Origin of the sequence: Niallia oryzisoli (assembly GCF_036670025.1) — a bacterium.
Classification (GTDB): domain Bacteria; phylum Bacillota; class Bacilli; order Bacillales; family Cytobacillaceae; genus Bacillus_BD; species Bacillus_BD oryzisoli.
This window is the reverse complement of sequence record NZ_CP137640.1, coordinates 5,139,395-5,166,254: the sequence shown is the minus strand read 5'-3', so window position 1 is coordinate 5,166,254 and position 26,860 is coordinate 5,139,395. Positions and strand designations below refer to the sequence as shown.

Annotated in this window: 25 protein-coding genes; 23 read left to right on the top strand and 2 right to left on the bottom strand. The window is 40.9% G+C overall.

What is annotated here, in order from left to right; translation table 11 throughout:
- Positions 1-317: 317 nt before the first annotated feature.
- The 12 genes from R4Z09_RS25810 (at position 318) to R4Z09_RS25755 (ending at position 13,477) form a co-directional block, all read left to right on the top strand.
- Positions 318-1,103, top strand: coding sequence for a glycosyltransferase family 2 protein (locus tag R4Z09_RS25810; protein WP_338449550.1), 786 nt, complete (start codon positions 318-320; stop codon positions 1,101-1,103).
- A gap of 41 nt (positions 1,104-1,144) precedes the next feature.
- Positions 1,145-2,194 (top strand): acyltransferase, encoded by a 1,050-nt coding sequence (locus R4Z09_RS25805; RefSeq protein WP_338449549.1) that lies wholly within the window; start codon positions 1,145-1,147, stop codon positions 2,192-2,194.
- Positions 2,195-2,212: 18 nt separating this feature from the next.
- Positions 2,213-3,589, top strand: coding sequence for a hypothetical protein (locus R4Z09_RS25800; RefSeq protein WP_338449548.1), 1,377 nt, complete (start codon positions 2,213-2,215; stop codon positions 3,587-3,589).
- Positions 3,586-4,419: a glycosyltransferase gene (locus tag R4Z09_RS25795; protein ID WP_338449547.1), complete on the top strand. Its 834-nt coding sequence runs from the start codon at positions 3,586-3,588 to the stop codon at positions 4,417-4,419. The genes R4Z09_RS25800 and R4Z09_RS25795 overlap by 4 nt, the downstream gene beginning before the upstream one ends.
- A 333-nt stretch (positions 4,420-4,752) precedes the next feature.
- Entirely contained in the window at positions 4,753-5,460 is a 708-nt protein-coding gene (locus R4Z09_RS25790) for a glycosyltransferase family 2 protein (protein ID WP_338449546.1), read from the top strand.
- A 406-nt stretch (positions 5,461-5,866) separates the two neighbouring features.
- Complete coding sequence (rfbA, locus tag R4Z09_RS25785) at positions 5,867-6,745, top strand: glucose-1-phosphate thymidylyltransferase RfbA (protein WP_338449545.1); 879 nt, start codon at positions 5,867-5,869, stop codon at positions 6,743-6,745.
- 18 nt (positions 6,746-6,763) lie between these two features.
- Positions 6,764-7,324 (top strand): dTDP-4-dehydrorhamnose 3,5-epimerase, encoded by a 561-nt coding sequence (gene rfbC, locus R4Z09_RS25780; RefSeq protein WP_338449544.1) that lies wholly within the window; start codon positions 6,764-6,766, stop codon positions 7,322-7,324.
- A gap of 15 nt (positions 7,325-7,339) precedes the next feature.
- Positions 7,340-8,362 carry a dTDP-glucose 4,6-dehydratase gene (rfbB, locus tag R4Z09_RS25775; protein ID WP_338449543.1) on the top strand — a complete coding sequence of 341 codons (1,023 nt, stop codon included), beginning with the start codon at positions 7,340-7,342 and terminating at the stop codon, positions 8,360-8,362.
- On the top strand, positions 8,362-9,213 hold the full coding sequence (gene rfbD, locus R4Z09_RS25770) for a dTDP-4-dehydrorhamnose reductase (RefSeq protein WP_338449542.1): 852 nt from the start codon (positions 8,362-8,364) through the stop codon (positions 9,211-9,213). The genes rfbB and rfbD overlap by 1 nt, the downstream gene beginning before the upstream one ends.
- A 159-nt stretch (positions 9,214-9,372) precedes the next feature.
- Positions 9,373-10,107 (top strand): LicD family protein, encoded by a 735-nt coding sequence (locus R4Z09_RS25765; protein ID WP_338449541.1) that lies wholly within the window; start codon positions 9,373-9,375, stop codon positions 10,105-10,107.
- 22 nt (positions 10,108-10,129) lie between these two features.
- Positions 10,130-11,584, top strand: a complete 1,455-nt coding sequence (locus tag R4Z09_RS25760) for an oligosaccharide flippase family protein (RefSeq protein WP_338449540.1) — start codon at positions 10,130-10,132, stop codon at positions 11,582-11,584.
- An 828-nt stretch (positions 11,585-12,412) separates the two neighbouring features.
- A complete protein-coding gene (locus R4Z09_RS25755) occupies positions 12,413-13,477 on the top strand; it encodes an MraY family glycosyltransferase (RefSeq protein ID WP_338449539.1) in 1,065 nt (354 codons plus the stop codon).
- 60 nt (positions 13,478-13,537) lie between these two features.
- Here the strand turns inward: R4Z09_RS25755 and R4Z09_RS25750 are convergent, their stop codons facing one another.
- Positions 13,538-14,170 carry a YigZ family protein gene (locus R4Z09_RS25750; protein WP_338449538.1) on the bottom strand — a complete coding sequence of 211 codons (633 nt, stop codon included), beginning with the start codon at positions 14,168-14,170 and terminating at the stop codon, positions 13,538-13,540.
- A gap of 487 nt (positions 14,171-14,657) precedes the next feature.
- On the opposite strand from R4Z09_RS25750, the gene R4Z09_RS25745 reads away from it, so the two are divergent.
- The 3 genes from R4Z09_RS25745 to R4Z09_RS25735 all read left to right on the top strand — a co-directional run bounded on the left by R4Z09_RS25745 (position 14,658) and on the right by R4Z09_RS25735 (position 18,442).
- A complete protein-coding gene (locus tag R4Z09_RS25745) occupies positions 14,658-15,827 on the top strand; it encodes a sensor histidine kinase (protein ID WP_338449537.1) in 1,170 nt (389 codons plus the stop codon).
- A 118-nt stretch (positions 15,828-15,945) separates the two neighbouring features.
- Positions 15,946-16,629, top strand: coding sequence for a response regulator transcription factor (locus tag R4Z09_RS25740; protein WP_338449536.1), 684 nt, complete (start codon positions 15,946-15,948; stop codon positions 16,627-16,629).
- Positions 16,630-17,602: 973 nt separating this feature from the next.
- The gene (locus R4Z09_RS25735; RefSeq protein ID WP_338449535.1) at positions 17,603-18,442 is read left to right on the top strand and encodes a DegV family protein; all 840 of its coding nucleotides are present in this window, start codon (positions 17,603-17,605) and stop codon (positions 18,440-18,442) included.
- On the opposite strand, the gene R4Z09_RS25730 is transcribed toward R4Z09_RS25735, so the two are convergent.
- The gene (locus R4Z09_RS25730) at positions 18,416-18,676 is read right to left on the bottom strand and encodes a hypothetical protein (RefSeq protein WP_338449534.1); all 261 of its coding nucleotides are present in this window, start codon (positions 18,674-18,676) and stop codon (positions 18,416-18,418) included. The genes R4Z09_RS25735 and R4Z09_RS25730 overlap by 27 nt on opposite strands.
- A 14-nt stretch (positions 18,677-18,690) precedes the next feature.
- On the opposite strand from R4Z09_RS25730, the gene R4Z09_RS25725 reads away from it, so the two are divergent.
- From R4Z09_RS25725 to R4Z09_RS25690, 8 genes are all read left to right on the top strand, one after another.
- A complete protein-coding gene (locus R4Z09_RS25725) occupies positions 18,691-20,202 on the top strand; it encodes a DEAD/DEAH box helicase (protein WP_338449533.1) in 1,512 nt (503 codons plus the stop codon).
- Between the two features lie 96 nt (positions 20,203-20,298).
- Positions 20,299-21,060 carry a ComF family protein gene (locus R4Z09_RS25720; RefSeq protein WP_338449532.1) on the top strand — a complete coding sequence of 254 codons (762 nt, stop codon included), beginning with the start codon at positions 20,299-20,301 and terminating at the stop codon, positions 21,058-21,060.
- Positions 21,061-21,172: 112 nt separating this feature from the next.
- On the top strand, positions 21,173-21,595 hold the full coding sequence (locus tag R4Z09_RS25715; protein WP_338449531.1) for a TIGR03826 family flagellar region protein: 423 nt from the start codon (positions 21,173-21,175) through the stop codon (positions 21,593-21,595).
- 555 nt (positions 21,596-22,150) lie between these two features.
- The gene (locus tag R4Z09_RS25710) at positions 22,151-24,631 is read left to right on the top strand and encodes a hypothetical protein (RefSeq protein ID WP_338449530.1); all 2,481 of its coding nucleotides are present in this window, start codon (positions 22,151-22,153) and stop codon (positions 24,629-24,631) included.
- Positions 24,628-24,927, top strand: coding sequence for an EscU/YscU/HrcU family type III secretion system export apparatus switch protein (locus R4Z09_RS25705; protein WP_338449529.1), 300 nt, complete (start codon positions 24,628-24,630; stop codon positions 24,925-24,927). Before R4Z09_RS25710 ends, R4Z09_RS25705 begins: the two co-directional genes overlap by 4 nt.
- Positions 24,928-25,035: 108 nt before the next feature.
- Positions 25,036-25,299 (top strand): flagellar biosynthesis anti-sigma factor FlgM, encoded by a 264-nt coding sequence (flgM, locus tag R4Z09_RS25700; protein ID WP_338449528.1) that lies wholly within the window; start codon positions 25,036-25,038, stop codon positions 25,297-25,299.
- A 165-nt stretch (positions 25,300-25,464) separates the two neighbouring features.
- A complete protein-coding gene (fliS, locus tag R4Z09_RS25695) occupies positions 25,465-25,917 on the top strand; it encodes a flagellar export chaperone FliS (protein ID WP_338449527.1) in 453 nt (150 codons plus the stop codon).
- Positions 25,918-25,920: 3 nt separating this feature from the next.
- Entirely contained in the window at positions 25,921-26,760 is an 840-nt protein-coding gene (locus tag R4Z09_RS25690) for a flagellin (protein WP_338449526.1), read from the top strand.
- Positions 26,761-26,860: the final 100 nt, after the last annotated feature.

The following is a 26,860-nucleotide window of genomic DNA, read 5'->3' as shown; positions in this document are numbered from 1 at the left end:
AAGCAGCCAGTCCTTTCTATCAAATGTCACTTCTGATTGGAAGGCAAATCGTGTCTCCATACAGGAGCGTCTTAGGCATGTCATGGCTGGCCATCAAGGAGGCTCTCCTTGAAAGGTGAACGCAGGAACAGGTTCTATATGTTCTAGGCGCTTGCGCTTTTCTTGATCTAGCTCCAGCGCCTAGCCCCTCGAAGTCATAAGCCACTCGCGAATTGAAGGCAAAGAACGCCTTCTATTCACGCGCGTCTTATGCCTGTAGGGCTGGACAAGGCGCTTGCGCTTTTCTAACAATAGTTAAAACGAAAGAGTGGGGAAATGTGGGCATTGCAAAAGTAGCGATAAGCATCGTAACATACAACAGTAAACATATATTCAAAGTGCTTGATAATTTGAAAAGCGAGCTGGGGCAGGATGATCGCTTTCGAATTGTCATCTTTGATAATAACTCGAGCGAAGAATATAAACAGAAGCTGTCTGCATATCAGGATTTTGCGGATATTAACTTTTATCATGAAAACAATGGTTTTGGTTTCGGCCATAACCACAGCCTGCTGCAGGCATCAGAGAAATACTTCCTAGTGTTTAATCCGGATATTTTGGTGACAAAGGAAAACTTAGAAAGCATGCTGGAGTACATGGAGAGTAATTCTGACATTTCACTCTTGGTGCCAAAAGTGTTAAATCCGGATGGAACAACACAATACTTAATCCGTGACCGCGTCTCGGTTTTTGACTATGCCCTTCGTTATATTCCATTTCAATTCGTTAAAAAATTATTTGCCAAGCGTCTGGAATCATATGAATGCCGAAACCTATCTGAGGAAGAGTATGCAAATATCCGAATTGGTTCAGGCTGCTTTATGTTTTTACGCGGCGATGATTTTAAAGAAGTAAATGGCTTTGATGACCGTTACTTCATGTATTTTGAAGACTATGATCTTTGTTTAGAGTTTGGAAAACGTAAGAAGAAAATCATTTATACTCCTTTTTCAAACGTCATTCACTTTTATGAAAGAGGTGCACATAAAAACTCCAAGCTATTTAAAATTTTCCTAAAATCGATGTGGAAATTTTTCAATAAATGGGGATGGCGCCTTTTCTAGAATTGATTCTGTACATTCATAAATAAGGAGTGGAATAGTCCGTGAAGCTTCAAGGGAGATACCTAGATGAGTTCTTAGCAGGTAAAAAGAACAATCTAGACATCATAAGATTTTTAGCTGCATCATTAGTTATTCTCTCACATGCTTACCCGTTAACGATAGGACATAACGCGACAGAGCCTTTTGGGTTGTTTACAAACAGTCAAAGCACGTTTGGTTCTCTAGCTGTGAGTATTTTTTTCATCATAAGTGGATTCTTGATCACGCAGAGTTTTGAACGCTCTAAGGATATCGTCCGTTTTTCTAAAGCGCGTATTTTTCGGATTATCCCCGGCTTAGTAGTTGTCGTCAGTTTAAGTGTTTTTATCCTTGGACCCATTTTCACTACATTAAATCTAGTTGAGTATTTTACAAATCCGCAAACCTATGAGTATTTGCGGACGATTTTTATGTACCATATCCAATATGATTTACCGGGAGTGTTTGAAAGTAATACTGCACCGGTTTCCGTAAACGGATCATTATGGACCTTATGGTACGAATTCTTATTTTATGGAGTGGTAGGGTTTTTAGGTGTCATAAGGCTGCTTCATAAGCAGACGGTTATCGTTGCCTTTATTGCATCGACTGTTCTTTTTCATTTTGGTCATGGCGGCTATTATACCGATTTATTCCGCTATTTTAGTGCGGGAATGCTTTTTTATTTGTTCAGAGGTAAAATTCTGCAAAATGTGTGGCTTGCGTTACTTTCGCTTGTTATCGTTTTTATATCCGCAAAACTAGGAAAATTTAATTATTTGTTTCCGATTTTTGGCGGATATTTCATTTTTTATATCGGATATGCGTCCAAGATTACTTTGCATCATTTCAGTAAATATGGTGATTTTTCATACGGAATTTATATTTATGCATTCCCGGTTCAACAAATGGTTGTCAATCTTTTCCATAATGATATCACGCCGTTGCAAAATTTTATTATTTCGTATCCAATCACATTATGCTTTGCTATCGCCTCTTGGCATTTAGTAGAGGAAAAGGCTTTGAAATTAAGAAATGTTGCATTAGTTAAATCTATCATGTCCGTTCATTAAGATTTCGGAGGATGTTTTATGAATAAATTTGAAAAAATACTGCTGACACTGTTTTTTGTTGAGCTTTTTGTCGGCGGCGGGGGGAGGCTGATCGATTTCGGCTTTCTATCGATTCGCCAAGTTCTATTCATTTTGCTCATCTTGACTTTTATGGTCAGAATTGTAAAAGAAAAGGCGATTCTCGATACGAGGGTCAATACTTTCTTTCGCTTTAATCCACTAACGATTGGAATTTATTTATTAATCGCCAGCTTTGTTTTTAGCTGCGCAATCGGACTCATCAACGATCATTCCTTATCAGATATCATTACTGACTTTTTCCGTGTATCATTCTTTGCCGCTTATTTTCCATTAGCGTATTATATTGCGGAAGAGCGGTTCTCGAAGGATCGTGTCATAGCTTTATTAAAATACAGTGCGGTTGCTGTATCGATTTTCACCCTTGTGATCGCCATTTTAGGAAAAACAGTCTTTAGTGCAAACTTTGCTCCATACTATTATTTCATCAACGGCTTTATGAACGATGATTTGTATTTCAGACCTAGCAACAGCGTGTTTTACAAGAGTCATATTTTCGTACTGATTGCCGTCATTATTTCCTTAAATGCTGTTCTTGATAAAAAATTTACGAAGCTGGATGTTGTCACATTGATTTTAGGCTCCATTTCAGTTCTGTGGTCTGAGACAAGAGGATTTTTACTTGCCTTCATGATCAGCGTGATGATGATTGTAATATTAGATGCAAGAATTATTACCCAGCCGATTAAACGCTTTTCGGAAAAAATCCGTACGATGTTTACCTCAAAGAAGTTTTTACGAAAAATGATCATTTCTGCCTGCATTTTCGTGGCCGTTCCGTTTATGTTCCAATACATGACGTTGGAGAGATTTGAAACAACATCTCCGCAAACGGAAGAAACGCATAAAGAAACAGGGAAAAAGGATTCTGCAAAAACAGAAAAGAAAAAGCCTGCACCTGAAGTCAATGACGTGAGTGTAAACACACGTGTCGAGGATATTCTCGAAGCGAAAACGTTGTTAAGTGACCCGGTTCACCTAATCCTTGGGCTTGGATACGGTACGGAAATCGGGGGACGTGTAACTGGTATTGAAATGAGTATGCTCGACATCCTGATTGAACAAGGACTAGTGGGACTTGCTGTTTGGTTAGTGCTTTGTTTGCTCGTTTATTACAATTACCATGTCGTTTATAAACGAAAGAAAAGCATCTCAACATTGGAAGTATCGCTCATGTCGGCATTTATGGGGATGCTGCTGTTGACCAATATCAACCCATTTATTAATAATCCGCTTGGAATCGGCTTCTTCTTATTCATCCTAATCGTGTCACAAAACCGTAAGGAAAAAGAAGTAAACGGGGAACTGGCAGCATGAAGGTAACGATTGTTGTTGTGTTCTATAAGCAGGTTATTGAGCAGTCTAAGACGTTCTCTTCGTTGAAAAAAGTTTTGCTTGAACGAAAGGACTCTTTAGCGGGCATTGATATGATTCTATATGATAACAGTCCGGAACAGCAGGACTTTGATGCGAATCATTACCCGGGTAATATAGACTATATTCATGATCCGCGCAATCTTGGTATTGCAACAGCCTATAACTATACGTGGCAAAGAGCGCAGGAGAATGGGAGTGAATGGCTGCTCCTGTTCGATCATGATACGATGGTCACGGAAGAATATATTGATCTGATGTTAAAAGATCACGACATAACCGAAGAGATTGCGGCGGTCGTGCCAAAGATTATGACGAATGGGATTATGGTGTCTCCGGTCTACAGCCATTCCCTTCGTCCGTTACAGACAGAAAGACCTGTCGAAGGCATTCAGGAGAAACCGGTGATGGCGATTAACTCCGGTTCACTGGTGAGGATCAGCTTTTTAAATGAAATCGGCGGCTTCAATACAGAATTTCCGCTCGATTATTTAGATCACTGGCTGTTTCATGAAATTTATGAACAGGGCAAAAAAATTCTTCTGCTGCGGGTCACGCTTGAACACGATTTGTCTGTCATGGATTACAGCACAGTTTCACTTAATCGTTATAAAAGCATTCTTGATTCGGAAATGAAATATTACAGTAATTATAAAACCGAATTAATCGGCGAATACCGAAAGCAGCTGTTTAAACGCTTGGCCAAGCAGCTGTTGGTTGTGAAAAATAAGCGAATTGCTTTGTATACTTTGAGCAGGCTAATGGGGAAATAGACGGCTGCTCGGTAGGTAGGTTAAGAAGAGTACTGTAAAAATAAACGGCGGTCTGCTGAATAAGTTCGGCAGGGTACAGCAAAAATAAACGGCCGCTTTGCATACACAGCGTGGGCTTATGCAAAAATAATAAAGAATTCCAGATGGCGTACGGCTCGAAGGAAAAGTTAGGAAGTTATGGTCCATAAAGGCGCCATCGGCTCAAGGCACATGCCACTAGGCGGATGCCTTGAGCTTTTTTAGTTAGTTAAGGATTTTTATGAGATTACGTTTTTTCAATGAAAAAAAGGATAAACGTATTACAGGATCCTTCAAAAAAGAGGGGATACGATTATGAACATATCAGTTTGTCTGGCCACCTATAACGGGGCCGCATTTATTGTCCGCCAGCTTGATTCTGTGATCAAGCAGCTAAAGGATACGGATGAAGTTATTGTCGTTGATGATTGCTCGACGGACGATACAGTTGAGATTATTAAAAATACATATGGTGAACGAGTACAGGTTTTTGTCAATAAACATAACATGGGTGCAATCCGAAATTTTGAAAAGGCGATTCTGCTGTCACAAGGTGACGTCGTGTTCCTGTGTGATCAGGACGATATTTGGGAAGACAACAAAGTCGAATTAGTTATGAATGCTTTTAAAGAGAGGAACGCCGATTTGGTTGTCCATGATGCGGTTGTCGTCGACGGCGATTTGAAGGTTATGTCTCCATCTTGGAATGATTATAACAACAACAAAATCGACCAGGGGATTTTAGGAAATATCTTGAAGAATGCATACACCGGAGCATTTATGGCTTTTAAAAAAGATTTAATTCCGGCAATCACGCCATTTCCTCCGACTATCGAAATGCATGACCAATGGATTGCTCTTGTCTGCATGATGAAAAAGAAAAACATTGTGTTTCTTGACGAGAAGCTCGTCAAATACGTCCGCCATGGTGGAAACGTCACAGGGATAAAGAAACGCACTCTATCCCAGCAATTGAAAGGAAGAATTGGGACGATTCGAGCTATTGTAAGGTATTTGTTTTAATGTGGGGTTATAAAGAGAACTTTTTAAACAAAAAGAGCTAGGGTAATGTCTCATAGCAGGCTTCTAAAGGACAATTCAAAATCAGTCATCAAGGAAAATGCCTTCTTAAAGCTTCTAAAGGCCAAAGTAAAAAAAGTCATTAACCAAACTGTCCTTCACAACACCAAAAGAAGAAAAATCACCTTAAATAATGGACATTAAGAGCTCGGGCCAAGCCCAGTCATCAACCCTAGTCACAGCACCATCCCGGCAACATGCACAAAAGCGACAAACGAATTTCTTTACAAAATTAGGTTTGTACAATCACAACTTCTTCTCTATAATATGTTGGGGAAGATGTCTAGTATTGGCAGATAAAATAGAATCATGTAAATAGCAGTTACCATTAACCAGGGAGTTGATTGAAATGAAAGGGATTATTTTAGCTGGTGGAAGCGGAACGCGGCTTTATCCATTAACAAAGGTAGTATCAAAGCAGTTGCTGCCTGTTTATGATAAGCCGATGATTTATTATCCGCTATCCGTATTAATGCTTGCAGGAATTAAAGATATTCTCATTATTTCAACACCGCAGGATATCGGCCGTTTTGAGCAAATTTTAGGCGACGGATCTGATTTAGGTGTGAATTTTTCTTATAAAGTACAGCCTGATCCAGGCGGCTTGGCACAGGCTTTCCTCATCGGTGAGGAATTTATCGGCGACGACAATGTGGCATTAGTGCTGGGCGACAATATTTTCTATGGCCACGGCCTGACCAATCTGCTTAAAAATGCGGCCAGTCGTGAAAAAGGGGCAACGGTTTTCGGTTACTATGTAAACGATCCTGAGCGCTTTGGAGTGGTTGAATTTAACGAAGAAGGCAAAGCGGTTTCGATCGAAGAAAAACCAGAAAAGCCAAAATCAAACTACGCTGTAACAGGTCTTTATTTTTACGATAATCGTGTGGTTGAAATTGCGAAGAACATTCAGCCATCTGCGCGCGGTGAGCTTGAAATTACAGACGTCAATAAAAAGTATCTTGAAATGGGCGAACTAAATGTTGAGCTTCTTGGCCGCGGATACGCTTGGCTTGATACTGGAACACACGAATCCTTGTTAGAAGCTTCACAGTTTATTGAGACAATTGAGAAAAGACAAACGCTGAAAATCGCTTGCCTTGAGGAAATTGCATATAAAATGGGCTATATAACAAAAGATAAGTTAATTGAACTTGCTGAGCCGTTATTGAAAAATCAATATGGACAATATTTGATGAAAATTGCTACGCAAGGCGTTAACCGATAAAAGCGAGGTTTAATGAAAATGAATAAAATTGAAACAAAACTGTCAGGTGTCTTTATTCTAGAACCAAAAGTGTTCGGCGACCACCGCGGTTATTTTATGGAAAGCTATAATAAACAAATCTTTGAAGAATTAGGCTTACATTATGACTTTATTCAGGATAACCAATCTCTTTCAGCTCCTGTTGGAACTCTAAGAGGACTGCACTTCCAGTTGAATCCGAAGGCACAGACAAAGGTTGTCCGCTGCATCACAGGTGCGATCTATGATGTAGCTGTTGATATTCGTAAAGGTTCACCTACATACGGACAGTGGGTCGGCGTTATTCTTTCTGAGCACAACAAACGTCAGCTTGTTGTACCAAAAGGCTTTGCGCACGGTTTCTGTACGATCGTTCCAGATACAACGGTTGCTTACAAGGTAGATGAGTACTATTCACCGGAGCATGACGGCGGCATTCTATGGAATGATCCGGCTTTAGGTATCGATTGGCCGACAACAAACCCGATTTTATCGGATAAGGATACGAAGCATCCGACATTAGCAGAAGCAACCCATTTAAATTTTGTTTACGAGGAATAGGAGGCTTAACATTACATGAAATTACTAGTAACAGGCGGCGCGGGCTTTATCGGCAGTAACTTTGTCCGCTATATGGTCAATAAATATCCGGAGTACACGATCTATAATCTTGATCTATTAACATATGCCGGTAACCTTGAGAATTTAAAGGATATCGAGAACGCTCCAAACTACAAGTTTGTTAGAGGCGATATTGCTGACCGCGAATTTGTACAAGATCTTTTTGAAAAAGAACAATTTGATTACGTGCTGAACTTTGCAGCTGAGTCTCACGTAGACCGCAGCATCACAAACCCTGAGATTTTTGTGCAGACAAATATTCAAGGTACTCTTGCTCTACTTGATGCAGCTAGAGCAATCGGCGTGAAAAAATACCTTCAAGTTTCTACTGATGAAGTATACGGCACACTAGGTGAGACTGGTTATTTTACAGAAGAAACACCATTAGCGCCAAACAGCCCGTACAGTGCAAGTAAAACAGGAGCAGACTTGTTAGTTCGTGCGTACCACGAAACATATGGTCTTCCGGTGAATATTACTCGCTGCTCTAACAACTATGGTCCGTACCATTTCCCTGAGAAGCTGATTCCATTGATGATTATCAATGCACTGCATGACAAAGAACTTCCTATTTACGGTGATGGGTTAAACGTCCGTGACTGGCTTCATGTGGAAGACCACTGCCAGGCGATTGATTTAGTGCTTCACAAAGGCCGTGACGGCGAAGTATACAATGTTGGCGGAAACAACGAACGCACAAATATCGATATTGTAAAAACAATACTAGCCCAACTTGGCAAGCCGGAATCCTTAATTAAATTCGTTAAAGACCGTCCAGGACATGACCGCCGCTATGCGATTGATGCGACAAAGCTTCGCACAGAACTTGGCTGGGAGCCGAAATATACATTTGAAACAGGTATCAAGCAAACAATCGACTGGTATCTAAACAACCAGGAATGGTGGCAAAACATTATTTCAGGTGAATATCAGGAATATTTCAAGTCCCAGTACGGCGACCGTCTAGAGGTAGAATAATGAATGTTTTAGTAACAGGTATTAATGGTCAATTAGGGTATGACGTTGTAAAAGAGCTTGAAAAAAAGGGACATACCGCTCATGGAACAAAGCGTGAGGATTTTGATCTGACAAACGAAGCGGACGTTTACCGATTTGTTCAAGAGCTAAAGCCTGATGCCATTATTCATTGCGCTGCATATACTAACGTGGACCAAGCGGAAACAGACCGCGAGACTGCCTATAATGTCAATGCGCTTGGCACGAAATATTTGGCGCAGGCAGCACATGAAGTGAAGGCAAAAATGGTTTATGTAAGTACGGATTATGTCTTTGACGGAAACGGAACAGAGCCGTATGAAGTCGATGAGCCAACAAAGCCACTTGGTGTATACGGCGAAACAAAGCTTGCCGGGGAAAACTTTTTACAAGAAAGCCTTGAACAGCATTTCATCGTGCGGACCGCATGGGTTTATGGCATTAATGGCAATAACTTTGTCAAAACGATGCTTCGATTAGGCAAGGAGCGCGGGGAAGTTGGTGTTGTCGCCGATCAGGTCGGATCGCCAACCTACACGGTGGATTTAGCAGCCTTCCTTGTCGAATTAATTGAAAGTGATAAGTATGGCATCTACCATGCATCAAACAGCGGGATTTGTTCCTGGTATGAATTTGCCGTAGAAATCTACAAGCAGGCAGGCTTGGAGGTAAAAACGAACCCGCTGACAACGGAGCAATTCCCGCGTCCGGCAGCGCGTCCGAAGTATTCTGTTCTTAGCAAAAAGAAACTTGAAGAACAAGGATTCACACCATTAAGAGATTGGAAAGAAGCACTTTCAGCTTACTTAAAAGAGCTTGATTCCACTCTTTAATTATTCATGAGGATGACTTATAAGAGTTTGACCAATGAGGGATAGATGTAAGGCACCACACGTCTTTTTATGGTGCCTTACACTACCTCGAAGTCTAACGCTTAGCTTGGTCAGCCTCTTTTTCATAAGTGTACAACAGGTTTGAAGGGGGCATCTTAGGTGACAGTATATGAAAAAGTGAAATCTTACTTCCGAAGTAAAAAGGTATACCAAGCATTACGGCAAAATCCCGTCTTGTTAAAAATCAACCAGCATTACCGAGAATCGGCAGAGGCGGCAAAGCGTGAATCAGTAAAAAATTACGGCTACGAGGCTTTATTGCATGTGAAGGATGTGTTTGCAGAGATGAAGCTGGATTTTTGGCTTGATTATGGAACGCTGCTTGGTGCCATCCGGGAAAAAGATTTTATCGGCCATGATGCGGATATTGATATCGGTACCTTTTTTACAACTGGAGAAGATGCCAAGGCAATTGAAACAGCATTGATCGGGAAGGGCTTTAAAAAGGCTCGTGAATTTTGGCTCGAAGGCAATATTGTCGAGGAAACTTATCTTTACAAAGGGGTTAATCTCGATGTGTATTACTATATCAAAGGTGAAAACCGCGTTTCCTGCTTTGCCTTAGAGGAAGGCGAGAAGACAATCTACAAGAAAGGACCTGAAAAAACGCAAATTACCGGACTTGTAGTGAAGAAATTAACTTCCACTTTCAGCGGGATCACAAGGATTGATTTTAAAGGCAATCCATTTCCAATACCGGAAAACTATGACCAGTATTTAAAAGAAAATTACGGTGAAACTTATATGATCCCAAATCCAAATTGGGATTGGACAAAAGTTGATAATGAGACACTTCCATTCCAGGATAACACGAGGGCATATTTGTTTCATTAATTAGGGGATTAGAAGGAATTTTATGAAAAAATCATTGTTTAAAAACATGCTCTACAAGGTTATTTTGAACAGCTTTAACCTTATTCTTCCCATCTTAGTAGGTCCCTATGTGAACCGTGTACTCGGTGCCGAATCGATCGGGAAAGTGCAGTTTGTTGAATCGATTTATGCGTACTTTTTAATCTTTGCGACCTTTGGCGTCTATCAATACGGGATGCGTGAAATCAGCCGCGTGAAAGACGACAAACAGAAGGTCAGTCAGCTGTTTACGAGCTTATTTACGATTGGTCTTGTCACAAGTCTTGCCGCCTTGCTTTGTTATGGAGCGGTCAGTTATTTTGGCTACGGTGAGGACAGTATTTTCCCGATTTTAATGATTTTCGGTTTTAATTTCATCGCGAACATTTTCATGGTGGAATGGGTTAACGAGGCGCTGGAAAACTACGATTTCATTACAATTAAAACGGTCATTGTCCGGATTATTTATGTCATCCTAATTTTTGCGATGGTCAATAACAGTGACAATTATTACGAATATGCGATGCTTTTGGTACTTTCAACCGTTTTAAATAATATCGTAAGTTTTATCTATATTAAACGTAAAATAAAATTTGATTTCAGTAATATTACGATTGTCCAGCATCTAAAACCATTATTTGTGGTCGTTGTGTTCGCCAATGGGAATGTTTTGTTTACGCTCTTAGACCGTCTGATGCTCGGTCAATTTGCTACCAAAAGGGATGTCTCCTTTTATGTCATTCCGCAGCAAATCATGGGGATTATCAATACATTAATGTTAAGTATCATTCAAGTAACACTCCCAAGACTTTCTTATATTCTCGGGTCGAATGATGAAAAGAGTTATCATATTCTCCTTAATAATATCTCAAAGGTCTATTTTTCATTGTTATTCCCTGCCTCTGCAGGCATCTTTGTCTTAGCGGATGTTGCCGTTTTAATCTATGGAGGTCAGGATTTTATCGGGGCATCAACCGCCTTAAGCTTATTCGCCTTTTATATGATCGTGCTCGGCATCGACTTTATCCTTGCCAACCAGATCATTTATGTAAAAAAGAAGGAAAATGTGCTGATCAAGCTTGTGTTCTTAACAGGTTTTATTAACGTTTTATTTAAAATTGGTTTACTGTTTATGGACAAGCTGACACCGGCTACAGCCGTTTTTACAACAGGTCTGGCTACGTTGATTTTAATTCTACTCGAGTACTGGTATATCAAACGTTATATCAAAATAGAGTACAAGCTGTTTGAATGGGCGAAAATGAAATATTTATTCTATTCACTGTTATTCATTCCGATCGCTTATGGTATCAGACAATTTGTCTCCGGTCCGATTCCGCTCTTTATTGCTATCGGAATCACCTGCTCTGTGATCTACGGTATCATCCTGATCGTCACAAAGGATATCGTTGTCCAGATTGCGCTGGAAAAGGTGAAAGGGCGCTTTGGAAGAAAATAGTTTTATCTTTTTCCGACAGAAGACTCCCACTTCAATTTTGTGCAGGGCGTAGCCCAAAAATAAGTGGGTGATGAATGTCGGTTGGCGATAGCGAAAACGCTTGTTCGTATGGTATAATATTCCTGTTAGTTGTTCTTTGAAAACAGGATATATAGGGTTAGTGCGAGAAAGTCTTCGCACTGTAAAATATCCAAGCACCATTCGCCTCCACGGCACACCGAAATTGCGAAAACCAAGCTAAAGTAGGGTGCGTGGCGAGTTCAACGTACAAGTTTGCAACACTTGCAGGAGGCTTACGCCACTTGTACTGCTAACCGTCGGTGCGACGGGGATAGCCTGCTAAATAACTGAGGGATACCTCGGTGTTCGCAGGAATCTCCATCCTTCAAATTTTCGTTAGAAAATTAAGGTGGAGTAGTTCAAGAATATAAAATAACAAAATCACAAAAAATAGCGTGGCAAGGGATGCACGCTATTTTCTATATCCAAAATTTTGAACTTGGTATCCATTCCCATTGCTTTTTAAAAATAAAGTGATATGATTTTTTAAGTTATTCGTGAAACGTTTCTTGTTACATACCGTCTATTATAGTGAGAGTATGAAAGTGACTTTTTATAATTAGAGGGAATCATTATTACGGAGCTTGTAACGAATTTGTGACGTAAATTAGATTCTCAACATTATATATTTGTGATATAATCCATTTGATATATTACTAGGTTAGCTGATTTTACCAATTAAAAAATAAGATAATGGTTTTTGTTGACTGTATTTGCCTGTATTCATTTGTGATGCGGTGGGCAATATACAATTAAGGGAGGATACTCATGATTTACTTGACGATGTTGCTATGTTTTATCATTTCGATCTTAATAACTCCTGTCGTGATAAAGTTAGCTTTTAAAATCGGTGCAACGGATAAACCGAATCAACGAAAGGTTCACCAGAAAATTATGCCTCGCCTTGGAGGTTTAGCGATATACATCAGTTTTGTACTTGGGGTTTGGTTCTATCAGCCGCAATCGCCATATATCATGTCCATTCTGGCTGGAGCAACCATTATTATCATCACTGGTATCCTTGATGATATGTTTGAAATCTCAGCTAAACTTAAATTAGTGGGTCAGCTTGCCGCAGCCGGGGTCGTTGTTTTTTGGGGCGGAGTACAGGTTGAATTCATTAACCTTCCTTTTAGCGACGGTACTCTGGAATTTGGATTTTTAAGTGTACCGATTACGATCCTATGGATTGTCGGAATTACCAATGCAATCAACCTGATTGATGGTCTTGATGGTCTGGCTGCCGGTGTTTCTTCGATCGCTTTAATTACGATTTCCGGAATGGCGATTCTATTCGGAAACCCATTCGTTGTTATCATTGCATCCATCGTGTTAGCAAGTACGCTTGGTTTCCTAGTTTTTAACTTCCACCCGGCAAAAATTTTCATGGGTGATACAGGGGCACTGTTCTTAGGTTTTATGATTTCGGTATTGTCCCTATTAGGATTTAAAACCTCTGCGTTTATTTCCCTTATTTTACCAATCATTATTCTTGGCGTTCCGATCTCAGATACGTTCTTTGCGATCCTTCGCCGAATCGTAAACAAAAAGCCGTTAATGGCACCAGATAAATCCCATTTACACCATTGTTTATTGGGACTGGGCTTTACACATAGACAAACCGTATTAATCATTTATGCAATGGCAGCTTTCTTCGGATTGGTAGCAGTGATCCTGTCACAAGCAAAGCTTTTAGGCTCATTTGCTTTGATCATTGCACTGTTAATCGTCATCGAAGTCATCGCTGAAAAAATCGGGCTCGTTGGGAAAAACTACCGCCCATTACTAAAATTCATTCGCAGCGTTCGATACCCAACCGTAAAGAACCGTTAATAGAGTATAAAAAAGGTGAGGAACTATCAATAGTCTCTCACCTTTTTTGGTTTCATACACCTACATATCTCTTTCTAAATAAAGCACTTCTCCAGAAGCAATCTCTCCCTGGCCATTTGTCAGCTCTACCATCCATTCGGTGAAGTTCTGTACATCGGCTTCTTCCACATAGGTTTCGATTTCAACGGCATCAAGGTAGTGAATCTCTTTAATCTCGTAAATGGAGGAGCGGAGTTCATTTTCCACTTTGCCGAGCCAAGTGTAGTCAATTTTCGTTGACATCACTCTCATCAGCTTGCGTTCTACTACACCGGTTGCGTCGATGCCTTCTGATGTCGCTTTTCCATAAGCGCGAATCAGACCGCCTGCTCCAAGCTTAATGCCTCCGAAATAGCGGGTGATGACAACAACCGTGTCTTTTAAATGCTTCTTTTTTAACACTTCCAAAATCGGAACACCGGCCGTGCCGCTTGGCTCGCCGTCGTCATTGGCTTTTTGAATCTGGTCGTGTTCTCCGATTAGATAGGCGGAGCAGTTATGCGTTGCATTCCAATGCTCCTTTTTGATTTTCTGAATAAATTCCTGGGCTGCTTCTTCTGTTTCAGCTCTCATCACATGAGCAATGAAGCGGGATTTTTGGATGACGATTTCATGTTCGCCATTCCCTTTTACCGTATAGTACTGGGGTAACATAGTACCGCACCTTTCCTCATTAGTTTTCCATTGGCATAGCATGTACATGACAAAAATGTTACAGATTATTCATCTTAAATCAACTTAAAAGTTCTGTCTTTGTAAAAATACTGTAATATTAAAGGGTTTTTTGTCTTATGAATTAATACCTCTATTATAAATCGACATGCTTCTTAACATCAATTTACAAAAGGATTGTAAACAAACTTTAACACGGGTGTCTTAATTGCATGGTATAATGGTTATAATCAATGAGGACTAAAAAATCATTGTGACATACTCAAAAAAAATTTTAAAATATTGGTAGTATTTTATAACGAACAAATGGAAAATGGTGTAAAATAGGATATATGCCATACATGTTAGGATAATCGATATAACTACCTAGGAGTATTACATTAAAGCGAACAAAAATATCCCAATGTACACCTTTCGCGGTAGTTTAATAGAATGTGTGAAAGGTTCTAGTGTCCTCTGGGGGAATACGATGAACATTAAAAAATTTGATACAAAAGCACTTGATCAGATTCTGGAAAAAATGATGGAAACTGTCGGTAACAGTAAAAGGGAAATCTTTGAAATTGGACAAACATGCCAGAATGACTTTAAAACACTCTCAGAAGAACTGCGTGAAATTAAAATAGCAGTCCGCAACATGATCGAAGAAGGCGACGAGCTGGAGACGATGGCACGATTATCGCGAAAGCGGCTTTCAGAAGTCAGCAAGCATTTCAACCTTTACTCTGAGGCAGAAGTCCGGGAGGTGTACGAAAAGGCCCACCGGATCCAAACAGACCTTACGATGAACAGGCAGATGGAAAAACAGCTGCGTGCACGCCGTGATGACCTTGAACGAAGATTATCAGGGTTGGCTGAAACGATTCAGCGGGCTGAAAGTCTTGTTTCACAAATAACGGTCGTAATGAATTACTTATCAAGTGATTTAAAGCAAATTGGTGAAGTGTTGGAGGATGCTAAGCAAAAGCAGGATTTTGGCTTGAAAATTATTGAAGCGCAGGAAGAAGAACGCAAACGATTATCTAGAGAAATTCATGATGGACCTGCACAAATGATGGCAAATGTAATGATGCGTTCGGATCTAATTGAAAAAATATACCGGGAACGGGGAGCGGAAGAGGCTATTATGGAAATCAGGAACCTGAAGAAAATGGTTCGTGATGCTCTTTATGAGGTACGTCATATCATTTATGACTTACGCCCAATGGCACTTGATGACTTAGGTTTAGTTCCAACTCTAAAAAAATATTTACAAACCATTGAAGAGTATTTCAATGGGACGAACATTCGTTTTATGTATATCGGAGAAGCAAGGAGACTTCCGGCTAATTATGAAGTCGCACTCTTCCGTTTGATACAAGAGTCTGTCCAAAATGCAATGAAACATGCTGAGGCCAGTGAAGTGGTCGTAAAACTAGAGTTTCAACGAGACTTTCTGACCGTAATTGTTCGAGATAATGGGAAAGGCTTTGATGTAAATCAGAAAAAGCCAAATTCCTTTGGATTGATAGGAATGAGAGAGAGAGTCGAACTTCTGGAAGGGGAGCTTTCACTTGATTCCAAACCAGGTAAAGGAACCATCGTCATCATCCAGGTACCGGTTGCGGTGGAAAGTAAACTGAAGCAACACACACTTTAACAGGTAAAATGAGGATAGATGGAAATTTGAATGTGACATTAGACATGCTAAGTGAAAGAATATACAAAGTTCGACAACAAATAGAGAGATTGGTAATGTTTTAGGGAGGCGGAGTATTTTGACAACGAAAATTGTGATAATCGACGATCATCAGTTATTTAGAGAAGGTGTAAAAAGAATCCTGGAATTTGAAAAGACATTTCAGGTTGTAGCGGAAGGTAATGACGGCTGCGAAGCACTTCAGCTTGTGGAAGAACACCGTCCGGATGTCGTACTTATGGATATCAATATGCCGGAGACGAACGGAATTGAAGCAACTCGTCTATTGGTTGAAAAATATCCAGAATCCAAAGTAATTATCCTTTCGATTCATGATGATGAAAACTATGTGACACATGCCTTAAAAACAGGTGCATGCGGTTATTTATTAAAGGAAATGGATGCGGATGCATTAATTGAAGCGGTAAAAGTAGTCGCTGCAGGCGGATCGTATTTACATCCAAAGGTTACTCACAATCTAGTAAATGAATTCAGACGCTTAGCGGCAGAAGAAGAAGGCGGAAATCATTATGTACTGCAAATGGAAGTGCGTCGTCCTCTTCATCTATTAACACGCCGTGAATGTGAAGTTCTTCAGTTATTAGCAGATGGAAAAAGCAACCGCGGAATCGGTGATGCATTATATATCAGTGAAAAAACAGTTAAAAACCACGTAAGTAACATCCTGCAAAAAATGAATGTAAACGACCGTACACAGGCGGTAGTGGAAGCAATCAAAAAAGGCTGGGTGGAAGTTAGATAACGTACTCTCTATGAGGGTACGTTTTTTTTTTGTTTAATAACATTTGGAGATATGTTAAAACCTTCTAACGCGAAGGGTTGATAACTATTGATTATTTATTTCTAAGTTTTGGGCAATACTTCGTGTGGATGAATTGTGGATATGTTCATAAAATTGTGAATAACTTGATAACAGAGGAGGCTAATTATTGTGGTTATTATGAATAGATAGGATTTTCCAGTTATACAGGAATGTGGATAAATAGTTAGAATATTGTGGATAAATAGTTAAAAGCAGTGGATATGTCAGTGGAAAACTGGTTTTGGTTTAGATGGATTGTGGGTTTCACTGGCTCGGTACAGGAGCTAAATGGTGATTGTTCACCTGTACAAACCGAAAATTGGTCACTTATTTTATAGAAACCGTAAAAGTCGGATAAGTTCTCAAAAAGCGCGGATAAAGTGCCTAAAAGTGCGGAAAAATGCCCGAAAACCGCGGATATAATTTAAGTAATAAAAGTACATCCCAATAATTAGAAAAATGCAGCCTGATTCGCTGGGAATCACAACTACATCCTAGCAAGGAATCAACTTTTTTAAAAAATAACTAAAAACGAGCTTGATTCCCTCTATTTACGAAACATTAGTGACGATATCATGATTCAGCTTTACATTACTGACCAAATTGATATAACTATTATTGACCTAAATAAATTCTTTAATGATTCTATCAATTGAAAGGCTGTATTGTTCCAAACATGAATCTAAACTCACCTTTACATAATGCAATTTAAACGGTTTTCATATAAAATGGTACTTAGACAAATAGTAAAGGTTGAGGGGCACAGGTTATAGGTAAATTCATATCGATGATTGGTATGAAAAATGCCAGACTGAGCTAAAACGAAAATGTCCAGTCAGTCAATTTTAACCTCTGTACAAGCGGCCTCGACTTTACTTATTGAAAATTCATCATTAAGGAAGGTATCCCTTTTATGAAAACAGCTGTTGTATCAGATAGTACGGCCTATCTTCCGAAAGAATTGGTCGAGCAATTCAACATACACATCATCCCATTAAATATCATCTTTGGCGATGAATCCTATCAGGAGGAAATTGAACTGAGTGCTGAGCAGTTCTATGAAGAAGTAAAGCGCCGCGAGCTGCCGAAAACCTCCATGCCGGCGATCGGAAATTTCGTCGAGTTATACCAGTCCCTTTCTAAAGAATATGATGCGGTTATCAGTGTTCATCTTTCAAGCGGAATCAGTGGTACATATCAGGGTTCCATTACGGCAGGGGAAATGGTGGATGGCATTGAGGTGTATTCCTTTGATTCGGAAATTGCCTGCATGCCACAAGGCTTTTATGCAATTGAAGCTGCAAAAATGGCAGCCCAAGGAAGCGACCCTCAAGAAATAATGACTCGTTTAGCAGAAATGAAGAAAACGATGCGAGCGTACTTTATGGTTGATGACCTCTCCCATTTACAGCGCGGAGGTCGTCTTTCAAGCGCTCAAGCCCTAATAGGCGGATTACTCCAAGTGAAACCGCTCCTTCATTTTGAAAACAAAGTCATTGTCCCCTTTGAAAAAATCCGTACCCGAAAAAAAGCAATCAAACGAATTGTAGAACTTATGCAGGAAGATGTCAGCGATGGAGCATCCTACCAAGCTGCGATTATCCATGCTAACTGTGAAGAGGAAGTCTTAGCTTGGAAAAGTGAGCTTGAGGAACTGTTTCCAAATGTTGAATTCCAGCTCAGTTATTTTGGTGCTGTGATTGGAACGCACCTTGGTGAAGGCGCCTTAGGTCTTGGCTGGGTAAAAAAATAAACATGACGCCATTCCGTTTTGGAGTGGCGTAGATGTAAAATTTTCTTCCTGAACGTTATTCTTCGGAGTGGCGTAGATATAACATTTTCCTCCTGAACGTTCTCCTTCGCAAGCAGGTTCCGAAACCTTCGCAACCTGTAAAATCATCCATTCGTAAGTACCTTCCGAAACCTTCACAACCTGTAAAATCAGCCATTCATATGAACCTTCTACGACCATCGCAACCAATATCAATAAGAGGTGACCCCATGAAATTCTTCTGCCTAAATGGAAAATTAATTCCTGAAAAACTCCTGCCTCCAACTCAAAAACAATCCACTACCCCACTTCCAATTTCACTAATTGAAAATCTGCCGGAAACACCGTTAATAAACCCGAACTATCCCTTTAATCGAGACCTGCAAAAACTCTTATCCGGAAAACAGCTTCTTCTTCAAGACCTGCCCCATTCATTACAGGAAATTCAATCCCACTACGAAAACGGATATCTTATCTACCGAAAAAGCATTGTAATCGAAAAAAATAAACATACCTGTCTTCGCTGCGGAAACCGGCAAAAACACCTATTTGCGTCTTTTCCATGTGCGAGGTGCGGGGAAACCTGTGTCTATTGCCGAAAATGTATCATGATGGGGAGAACGAGTACGTGTACCCCGTTGGTCAGCTGGACAGGCCCTCCCATACCGATTGAAATAACCAACCCGCCTCTCCTGTGGACAGGAACTTTATCGGCGGGTCAGGGGTTCGCGTCAGACGCAGTAGTGAAAGCAGTGCACGAAACAGATTCTCTGCTTGTCTGGGCAGTATGCGGGGCAGGGAAAACAGAGGTGCTTTTTAATGGAATAAATGCAGCACTGCTTGAGGGCAAGCGGGTTTGTCTGGCGACACCGAGAACGGATGTGGTATTGGAGCTTTCGCCGCGCTTGAAAAAGGTATTTCCGGGTATTCCAGTTGCGACCTTGTACGGCGGCAGTGAAGACCGCCATTTGTATGCTCCGCTGACGATCGCGACGACCCATCAGCTTCTCCGTTTTTACCAGGCGTTTGATGTCGTGGTGTTAGATGAGGTTGATGCCTTTCCATACTCGGTTGAAGAAGCGCTGCAATACTGCGTGGAAGAGGCCCGCAAAAAGGTTTCCTCGATTATTTATCTTACGGCCACACCCAATGAAAAGTGGCGAAAAGAGTGTAAGACCGGAAAGAGAAGTTTTGTCACCATACCCGCCCGTTTTCACCGCTATTCCTTGCCGGTGCCGCGGTTTGTCTGGTGCGGAAACTGGTACAAGCAGCTGAAGAAAGGGAAGCTCCCAGGTAATGTCCTGAAATGGATCACGAGACGGGTTTCTGACGGGCAGCAGGCACTCTTCTTTTTCCCCCGCATCGAATTAATGGAAAAAATCCTTCCTCTGATGAAAACAATCGATCCGAGAATCGAAGCTGTCCATGCCGAAGACCCGAAACGCAAAGAAAAGGTGCAGGCCATGCGTGATAAGGAAATCCCAATTCTATTAACTACTACAATCTTAGAGCGCGGTGTGACCTTTCCCAAACTTGATGTAGCTGTGGTCGGAGCAGAGGACCGGATTTTCACAGAAAGCGCCCTTGTCCAAATCGCCGGCCGTGTCGGTCGCAGCTCCGATTTTCCAAGCGGGGATATTACCTTTTTTCACTACGGAAAAACCGACGCCATGGTCAAAGCCCGCAAACAAATTTTAGCGATGAACAAAGAAGCGAGAGTAAGGGGGTTGATTGATAATTAAGACTAAGTGGGTCAGGGGGACAGGCACCGCGACCCACCCACTGGGTCGCGGTGCCTGTCCCCCTGACCCACATCCCACATAAAAGGACTGATCCCAATGCGTGACTACTGTCTAATCTGTTTTACCAAAATTATCCTTCCAATGGGATGGAATGATCTCATTTCAAAGGTGAAAAAACAAACGATTTGCCAGACCTGTAAAGCAAAGTTGGAAGAAATTATAGGGGAGACATGCTCTATATGTGGCCGGCCGTTCGAACAGCTGGATGCCCGCTTTATTCAGGGGGACCGCTGTTATGACTGTGTCCGCTGGGAGGAGGATCCTGAATGGAAGGGGTGTCTTAAAAATCAATCACTCTATCTTTATAATGACTTTCTCCAAGAGGTGATTGCCCGTTATAAGTTCCGCGGTGATTATGCATTAGCGCAGCTTTTTACCGAGCAGCTGCTGCAGAAGCTAGACGGACAGCCCTTTGATCTGCTCGTCCCGATTCCCTTAAGTCAGGAGCGGCTGCAGGAGCGCGGCTTTAATCAAGCAGAAGCACTGATCATGGAGGCCTCCCTTACCCCGGCAAATATCCTGACCCGTATCCATGGTGAAAAACAGTCTAAGAAATCGCGCAATGAACGGATCCATGCCGGTCAGGTGTTTAGGTTTGCCGAGTTGCCGTCAAAACCACTTAATCACACCCCAACACAGCACATTGCCGAGCCCGAACATCTCCCAGATATAAAAGGGAAAACGATCATCCTAATCGACGATGTCTACACAACCGGCTCAACCCTGAGACATGCAGCAAAGGTATTAACAAGTCACGGTGCCGCATCTGTCACATCGATCACAATTGCAAGAGGCTGAATTTTTGCTAGGTACTAAGTCTATTATCCTCCGACTTTTGTAACAAAAGTTAAACATTTTCCTATATAATAAGAATATACATAGCAAAAGTTTCATAAAGGAGACAACGTTTATGATGCCTGATTTAATTAATTGCCCGAACTGTGGAAAAATAATGGTAAGAAATAAGTTTCGTGATGTATGTGAAGGATGCTATAAGGAAGAAGAAAGGCAGTTTGAGACTATTTATCGATATATGCGAAAGCGGGAAAATCGAGCTGCAACGATTCCGCAAATCATTGAAGCGACGGGTGTCGAGGAAGACCTGCTTCTTAAATTCATTAAAAACGGACGATTTCAGCAAACGCACTTTCCCAATCTCGGCTACCCCTGTGATAAGTGCGGAAAGATTATTCATACAGGCAAGCTGTGTGAAAGCTGTGCCGGAGAGTTAAGATCGGAGCTGGCTGCCCATGAAAAAGAAGAAATCCGCAAGCAGGAGCTGCGGGATCGGGAAAGACAACGGACATATTTAGCTAGTAGAAATAGAGATTAAAGAAGAATATATAATCTAAAACAAAAAAATCAACAGCCAAAACTGTTGGTTTTTTTTATCACTAATATGAAACCAATAGAGGAAGCAGAGGGACGGTTCTATTGCTTCCACAGAATACATAGAATTCATTTTCATATTTTAGTAGCTACTTAATTATTGGCTACCGAAATGAAATTCTTCCGCATGGTTCGGTTGCCAATGGAGGTGATAGGCACCCGAAAAAGAGAAAGTGCGTTAATTTCGGTAGCCAATAAGGGTTATAGGAGCCCGAAAAAGCAATAAGGAGCCGATTTCGGTAGCCAATAGGGGTTATAGGAGCACGAAAAAGCGACAAGGAGCCGATTTCGGTAGGGGGTTATAGGAACTCGAAAAAGCAAAAAGTAGTAGTTTTCGGTAGTCAATAGAGATGATAGGCTCCCGAGAAGGTTTTATAAAATGCAATCAAGACATCTAATCCCTCACCTATCTATTATTTGGTCAATTTGCCCTACTAAATTTCCTCAGCATTTTACCGATATAACATGTAGTGAAAGTGATTGTACGGGAGTGGAACATATGCAGGTTAACAATCAAACAATTCGCCAGCAGCAACCAGCCTTGTCTGAAACCCCTCTAGAGCTGAAGCAAGGGGAAGTGGTGAGAGCAACTATTAAAGAAACCCTGTCAGATACCGATGCGATTTTACAGATAAGAGGAAAAGAAGTCCGTGCCAGGTTTTCGGAAGGAGTACCCGTGTCCGGGAAAGCAGTCACCATCCAGGTTAACGGACAGGCTGACGGCATGCTCCAGGCAAAAACGATTGCCGAGGAAACTACCAAAACACCATTCGCTGAGGAAAAAATATTTGCTAGTGCTGGGTTAACGGGAAAAGAATCCGCTGGAGTCAAGCAAGCTGTAAGAATCCTTTTGGACAAAGGTTTGTCTGTATCAAAAGAAACCGTTCAAGAGTTAGACAGTTTTATAGAAAAAGCTCAGGGCACTCTTGAGGAAAAAATCGATACTGTCAGGGCATTGGCGAATAAACGATTGGAAGCAACCGGCACACAGCTTCGTGCCGTTCACGAAGCATTGCACGGTAGACCGCTGAATGAGGTACTGTCGGATATAGCAAAGGAAATTGATCCGGAGTTTAAGCTGGAGAAACAACAGATTCAAGCCCAATCTACTGATCTAGCAATCAGATCCTCTAGTAAAAGCAGCCGTGAAATACTAGAAACAGGGCCCGATTTAAAAAAGGTCATCCAGCAGATAAAAGAATCAATTCAGAGAATATCAAACCCTGAACAGGCACAAAACATTGAAAAAGCTGCACAAGAAGCCGAAAAGCTCCAGAAAATTGGGAGACAGCGTCTTATTGAAGCCTTGATAAAAGAAGGACTTCAATCAAAAGAAGTCATTAACCAAATAAAAAACGAGCCCGATATCAACAAAGTCTTGCAGAAGATTCAAGACCTTTTGAAAAACATGAACCCGGAAGCAGCACGTAATATTGAACGTTTAGCTCTCCAGGCAAAACAATTGGAGCAGGCAGGTCGTGACCGCATATTCAATATGCTGCAGCAGGAAGGAGAGCCAGCCAATAAAGTGGGCTCCCAAATGACACAAGCTTTACAGCAGTTGCAAAAAGAACCTGATCTAGAAAAAGCGATTGACCAAATGCGAAAGGAAATAACAAGCCTGCCATCCAATTCAGCAAAAACAATCGAGAATGCAATAGATCAAGCACATCAGCTCCTTTCAAAAGGCAGGGAATTAGCTGCTCGCCAGCTTCTTTCCAAGGAATTATCAAACATGGATCAGTCTTCAGTCAAAACTGAGTCACAGATAGAGAGCGCATCCCAGCCTTATGACGTTAATGAATTGCTGCAATCCTTGAACCTTCAATCAAAGGATATTTTAGTTACAAAGGTTACACAAAAGCTGTCGCAATTTACACATGGTTTTCGGGAGTTGAAAAGGGAAATCACACGGAATCTTGATTCGGCTGAGCGGGTTATCCAAACGTTTAAGCAAAATGCTGCACCGCAGGCAAAGCAAATCCTTGAGAATACGATCAGCAAGCTTGATCACGCCATTTTGAAAAGTGAAATGATGCTGTTTACGGATATGAAAACAGAAAAGCAGCTGATGCAGGCAAGTACCCAATTAGCTGAAGCAAAGAAACTATTAACAAAAGGGGACCATACCGAAGCAGTGAGGATTGTCAGTGAAGTAAAAACATTAGTGGATAAAATGATTTTCAAACCGGCCGAGCAAAAAATAATCCACTATGTAAATAAGGAAAATCTACTCTTAGGTGAAAGCTCTCCAATCAAACAAATGCTGAGTAGTTTCAGTGATGCGACGTACGGAACAAACCCGAACCAGGAGCCGTCAGCAAGGCAAATGTATGATGCGGTTCGTTCGCTTGGTCTAAACCATGAGAGCGATCAGGCAAATTCGCTTGTTTTCCATAAAAATGACCATTCACTGCAGGAACACCAAAACGTCAAAGCAGCATTAATGAAGCTCGCGCAAGGTGAAGGGCAGGAAATAAATCCGAAAATCGTCCAGCAGGCAGAGCAGGCCTTAACAAACATTACCGGCCAGCAACTTTTAAGCAAATCTGACGGAAGCGGAACATTACAAAGTATGTTTTTAAATCTTCCCCTTTTATTAGGCGGTAAGCCTGAAAATTTCCAGGTCTTTATTAACTCGAAAAATGAAGGTCAGCAGGTCGAATGGGAAAACTGCAGCCTTTACTTTTTACTGGACACGAAGAAGCTTGGTGATGTAGGAATTCTGTTGAATTCAAATGATCGGAACTTATCGATTACGATTAAAAATGATCTGCCTGGCTTTAAAGAGAAAATGGAGCCTTTGGCTGCCATCACAAAGGAAAAACTTCAGGAAGTCGGCTACAACATTACAGGCATCCATTTTACAAAAATGAACCTTGAACAGAGTAAGGCCGTTGAGCAGTCAGGTCAAGAAGCTAAACAGACAAGTACAACAAGACAAGCCTTCACAAAGAAAGGAGTGGATTTCACGATATGAGAGTTTCTCATTTTTACAACCAGAAAAAACGCAAGGAAATCAATGGTCCGCAGGCTGCTGTGATTAAATACGATGAGGCCTCAGGAAAGGCACCTGTTGTGGTGGCGCAGGGCAAAGGGCATGTGGCAAAGCAAATTATTGACCTCGCAAAAGAAAATAATATTCATATGCAGGAGGATTCCACTCTTGTAGCGAATCTTTTGGACATGGACTTGGGGGACAATATTCCCCCGCAGTTGTACTCGGTCATGTCGGAAATTCTCCTGCTTATTGAGGAAATGGAACGAAAATATTAATCCTAGATGGGCAAATAGAAGTATATTTTTCCAAACTGTTAAAATAAAGTTCCGATTTGCCGATAATACTAGTAAGGAGAACGAAAACGGCAAATAGGAGGGGATTCAATGAAAATAAATAACTTCAGACCTCAGGGCGTCAATCCATATAAAAATCAGATGAACAAGCTGGACAATATCGAGAAAGCAGCCAGTAAGAAAAGGGACGTAGTCGAAATCTCATCAGAGGCAAAAGAATTACAGCAGGTTTCATCCTATGAATTAGAACGGCAAAAAAAAGTGGATGATCTGAAGCTTCAAATAGAGAACGGGACTTATAAACCGCAACCAAAGGAAATAGCCAAAAGTATCATCAATTACTATAGTAAATAAATCAATACGAAATCGTATTGGTTTATTTTTTTTGCCTAAAATTGCCATTATGCTTGTAAAGAAAAATTAAAGGTATCTATTAAGCTCTCCTCGTTTCTGCCGATAAAGTAGTTAGAGGATTTGAATCGAAATATACAAATGGTTGAAATAATAGGAGGCCATCGAATGGATTTTTTAACTGAAGAATTGATTTATAAAAAGAGTTCACAGGAGATCACATCTCTTCTCTATGAGGCCTTACTTGATCACTTATCTAACTCAATAGATGATATTCATACTAAACAATACTTTGATGCAAACAAGAAGCTGCAAAAGGTGAACGATATTCTATACCGTCTCGGTGCTGGTCTTAACTATGAAGCAGGCATTATTGCCGATCAATTGGACCATCTCTATAACTTTATGGCTGACCGTGTAATTGAAGCCAATAAAAAGAAGGACACGGCAATTATTCAAGAAGTCATCTCGATTGCCGAAAGAATAGTCGGAGCTTGGAATGAAGCGTTGAAAAATAAGCCTGCTCAAAAACCATCACCATTCCGCCAAAAAGCGAATGCGTATGAGAAAAATGTCATGATCGTTGAAAGACAAATGAACCAAGTAGAAGAGGGGAAATAAACGATGAGAATCAATCATAATATACAAGCATTGAATGCCTACCGTAATTTATCACAAACAATGAACAGCACATCTAAGAGTTTGGAAAAATTGTCATCCGGTTTGCGCATAAATAAAGCAGCTGATGATGCGGCTGGTCTCGCGATTTCGGAAAAAATGCGTTCGCAGATCCGCGGCTTGGATATGGCGGAACGCAATACATTGGATGCGATTTCGTTGATTCAGACGGCTGAAGGGGCTTTGAATGAAACGCACTCTATTTTGCAAAGGATGCGGGAGTTGGCAGTGCAGTCTGCAAATGATACAAACGAAGGTGCAGATCGTACTTCTATACAAAGTGAATTGGATCAATTAGCAAAAGAGATTACACGGATTTCTGACACAACAGAATTTAATAAGAAAAAATTATTAGCTGCTGATAATACAAAATTCACTTTCCAAATAGGTGCGAACTCTTCACAAGAGTTGACTCTTACACTAATGCAAATGAATGCTGGGAAATTAGGTGTTGGTTCAGGTACAACAGAAGCAAATACAGTGGGGATCGATATATCAGATCATGTAAAAGCAAGCGTTGCAATTGATACGATTGATACAGCAATTGCAAAGGTGTCAGAACAACGAAGCAACCTAGGTGCTATTCAAAACCGCCTAGAACATACAACCAACAACCTGCAAACAGCAAGTGAAAACCTAACTTCCGCCGAATCCCGTATCCGTGACCTTGACATGGCCGAAGAAATGACAAACTTTACAAGAAACAACATTCTAAACCAAGCAGGACAAGCCATGCTGGCCCAATCAAACCAGCTGCCACAAGGGATCTTACAATTATTAAAGTAATATTTACCAGAGGAGTGAGTCACATTGGCTTCTCCTCTTTCTTCTTTTAAAATAGAAGTATTGAAAAATAGAAGTATTGAAAAATAGGTGGTGTCCGAAG

Bases quoted from the DNA above. Each gene is read 5' to 3' on its own strand.
- R4Z09_RS25800 (WP_338449548.1), top strand. From the start codon at position 2,213: ATGAATAAATTTGAAAAAATACTGCTGACACTGTTTTTTGTTGAGCTT.
- R4Z09_RS25795 (WP_338449547.1), top strand. From the start codon at position 3,586: ATGAAGGTAACGATTGTTGTTGTGTTCTATAAGCAGGTTATTGAGCAG.
- R4Z09_RS25790 (WP_338449546.1), top strand. From the start codon at position 4,753: ATGAACATATCAGTTTGTCTGGCCACCTATAACGGGGCCGCATTTATT.
- rfbA (WP_338449545.1), top strand. From the start codon at position 5,867: ATGAAAGGGATTATTTTAGCTGGTGGAAGCGGAACGCGGCTTTATCCA.
- rfbC (WP_338449544.1), top strand. From the start codon at position 6,764: ATGAATAAAATTGAAACAAAACTGTCAGGTGTCTTTATTCTAGAACCA.
- rfbB (WP_338449543.1), top strand. From the start codon at position 7,340: ATGAAATTACTAGTAACAGGCGGCGCGGGCTTTATCGGCAGTAACTTT.
- rfbD (WP_338449542.1), top strand. From the start codon at position 8,362: ATGAATGTTTTAGTAACAGGTATTAATGGTCAATTAGGGTATGACGTT.
- R4Z09_RS25760 (WP_338449540.1), top strand. From the start codon at position 10,130: ATGAAAAAATCATTGTTTAAAAACATGCTCTACAAGGTTATTTTGAAC.
- R4Z09_RS25755 (WP_338449539.1), top strand. From the start codon at position 12,413: ATGATTTACTTGACGATGTTGCTATGTTTTATCATTTCGATCTTAATA.
- R4Z09_RS25750 (WP_338449538.1), bottom strand. From the start codon at position 14,170: ATGTTACCCCAGTACTATACGGTAAAAGGGAATGGCGAACATGAAATC.
- R4Z09_RS25745 (WP_338449537.1), top strand. From the start codon at position 14,658: ATGAACATTAAAAAATTTGATACAAAAGCACTTGATCAGATTCTGGAA.
- R4Z09_RS25735 (WP_338449535.1), top strand. From the start codon at position 17,603: ATGAAAACAGCTGTTGTATCAGATAGTACGGCCTATCTTCCGAAAGAA.
- R4Z09_RS25725 (WP_338449533.1), top strand. From the start codon at position 18,691: ATGAAATTCTTCTGCCTAAATGGAAAATTAATTCCTGAAAAACTCCTG.
- R4Z09_RS25720 (WP_338449532.1), top strand. From the start codon at position 20,299: ATGCGTGACTACTGTCTAATCTGTTTTACCAAAATTATCCTTCCAATG.
- R4Z09_RS25715 (WP_338449531.1), top strand. From the start codon at position 21,173: ATGATGCCTGATTTAATTAATTGCCCGAACTGTGGAAAAATAATGGTA.
- R4Z09_RS25710 (WP_338449530.1), top strand. From the start codon at position 22,151: ATGCAGGTTAACAATCAAACAATTCGCCAGCAGCAACCAGCCTTGTCT.
- R4Z09_RS25705 (WP_338449529.1), top strand. From the start codon at position 24,628: ATGAGAGTTTCTCATTTTTACAACCAGAAAAAACGCAAGGAAATCAAT.
- flgM (WP_338449528.1), top strand. From the start codon at position 25,036: ATGAAAATAAATAACTTCAGACCTCAGGGCGTCAATCCATATAAAAAT.
- fliS (WP_338449527.1), top strand. From the start codon at position 25,465: ATGGATTTTTTAACTGAAGAATTGATTTATAAAAAGAGTTCACAGGAG.
- R4Z09_RS25690 (WP_338449526.1), top strand. From the start codon at position 25,921: ATGAGAATCAATCATAATATACAAGCATTGAATGCCTACCGTAATTTA.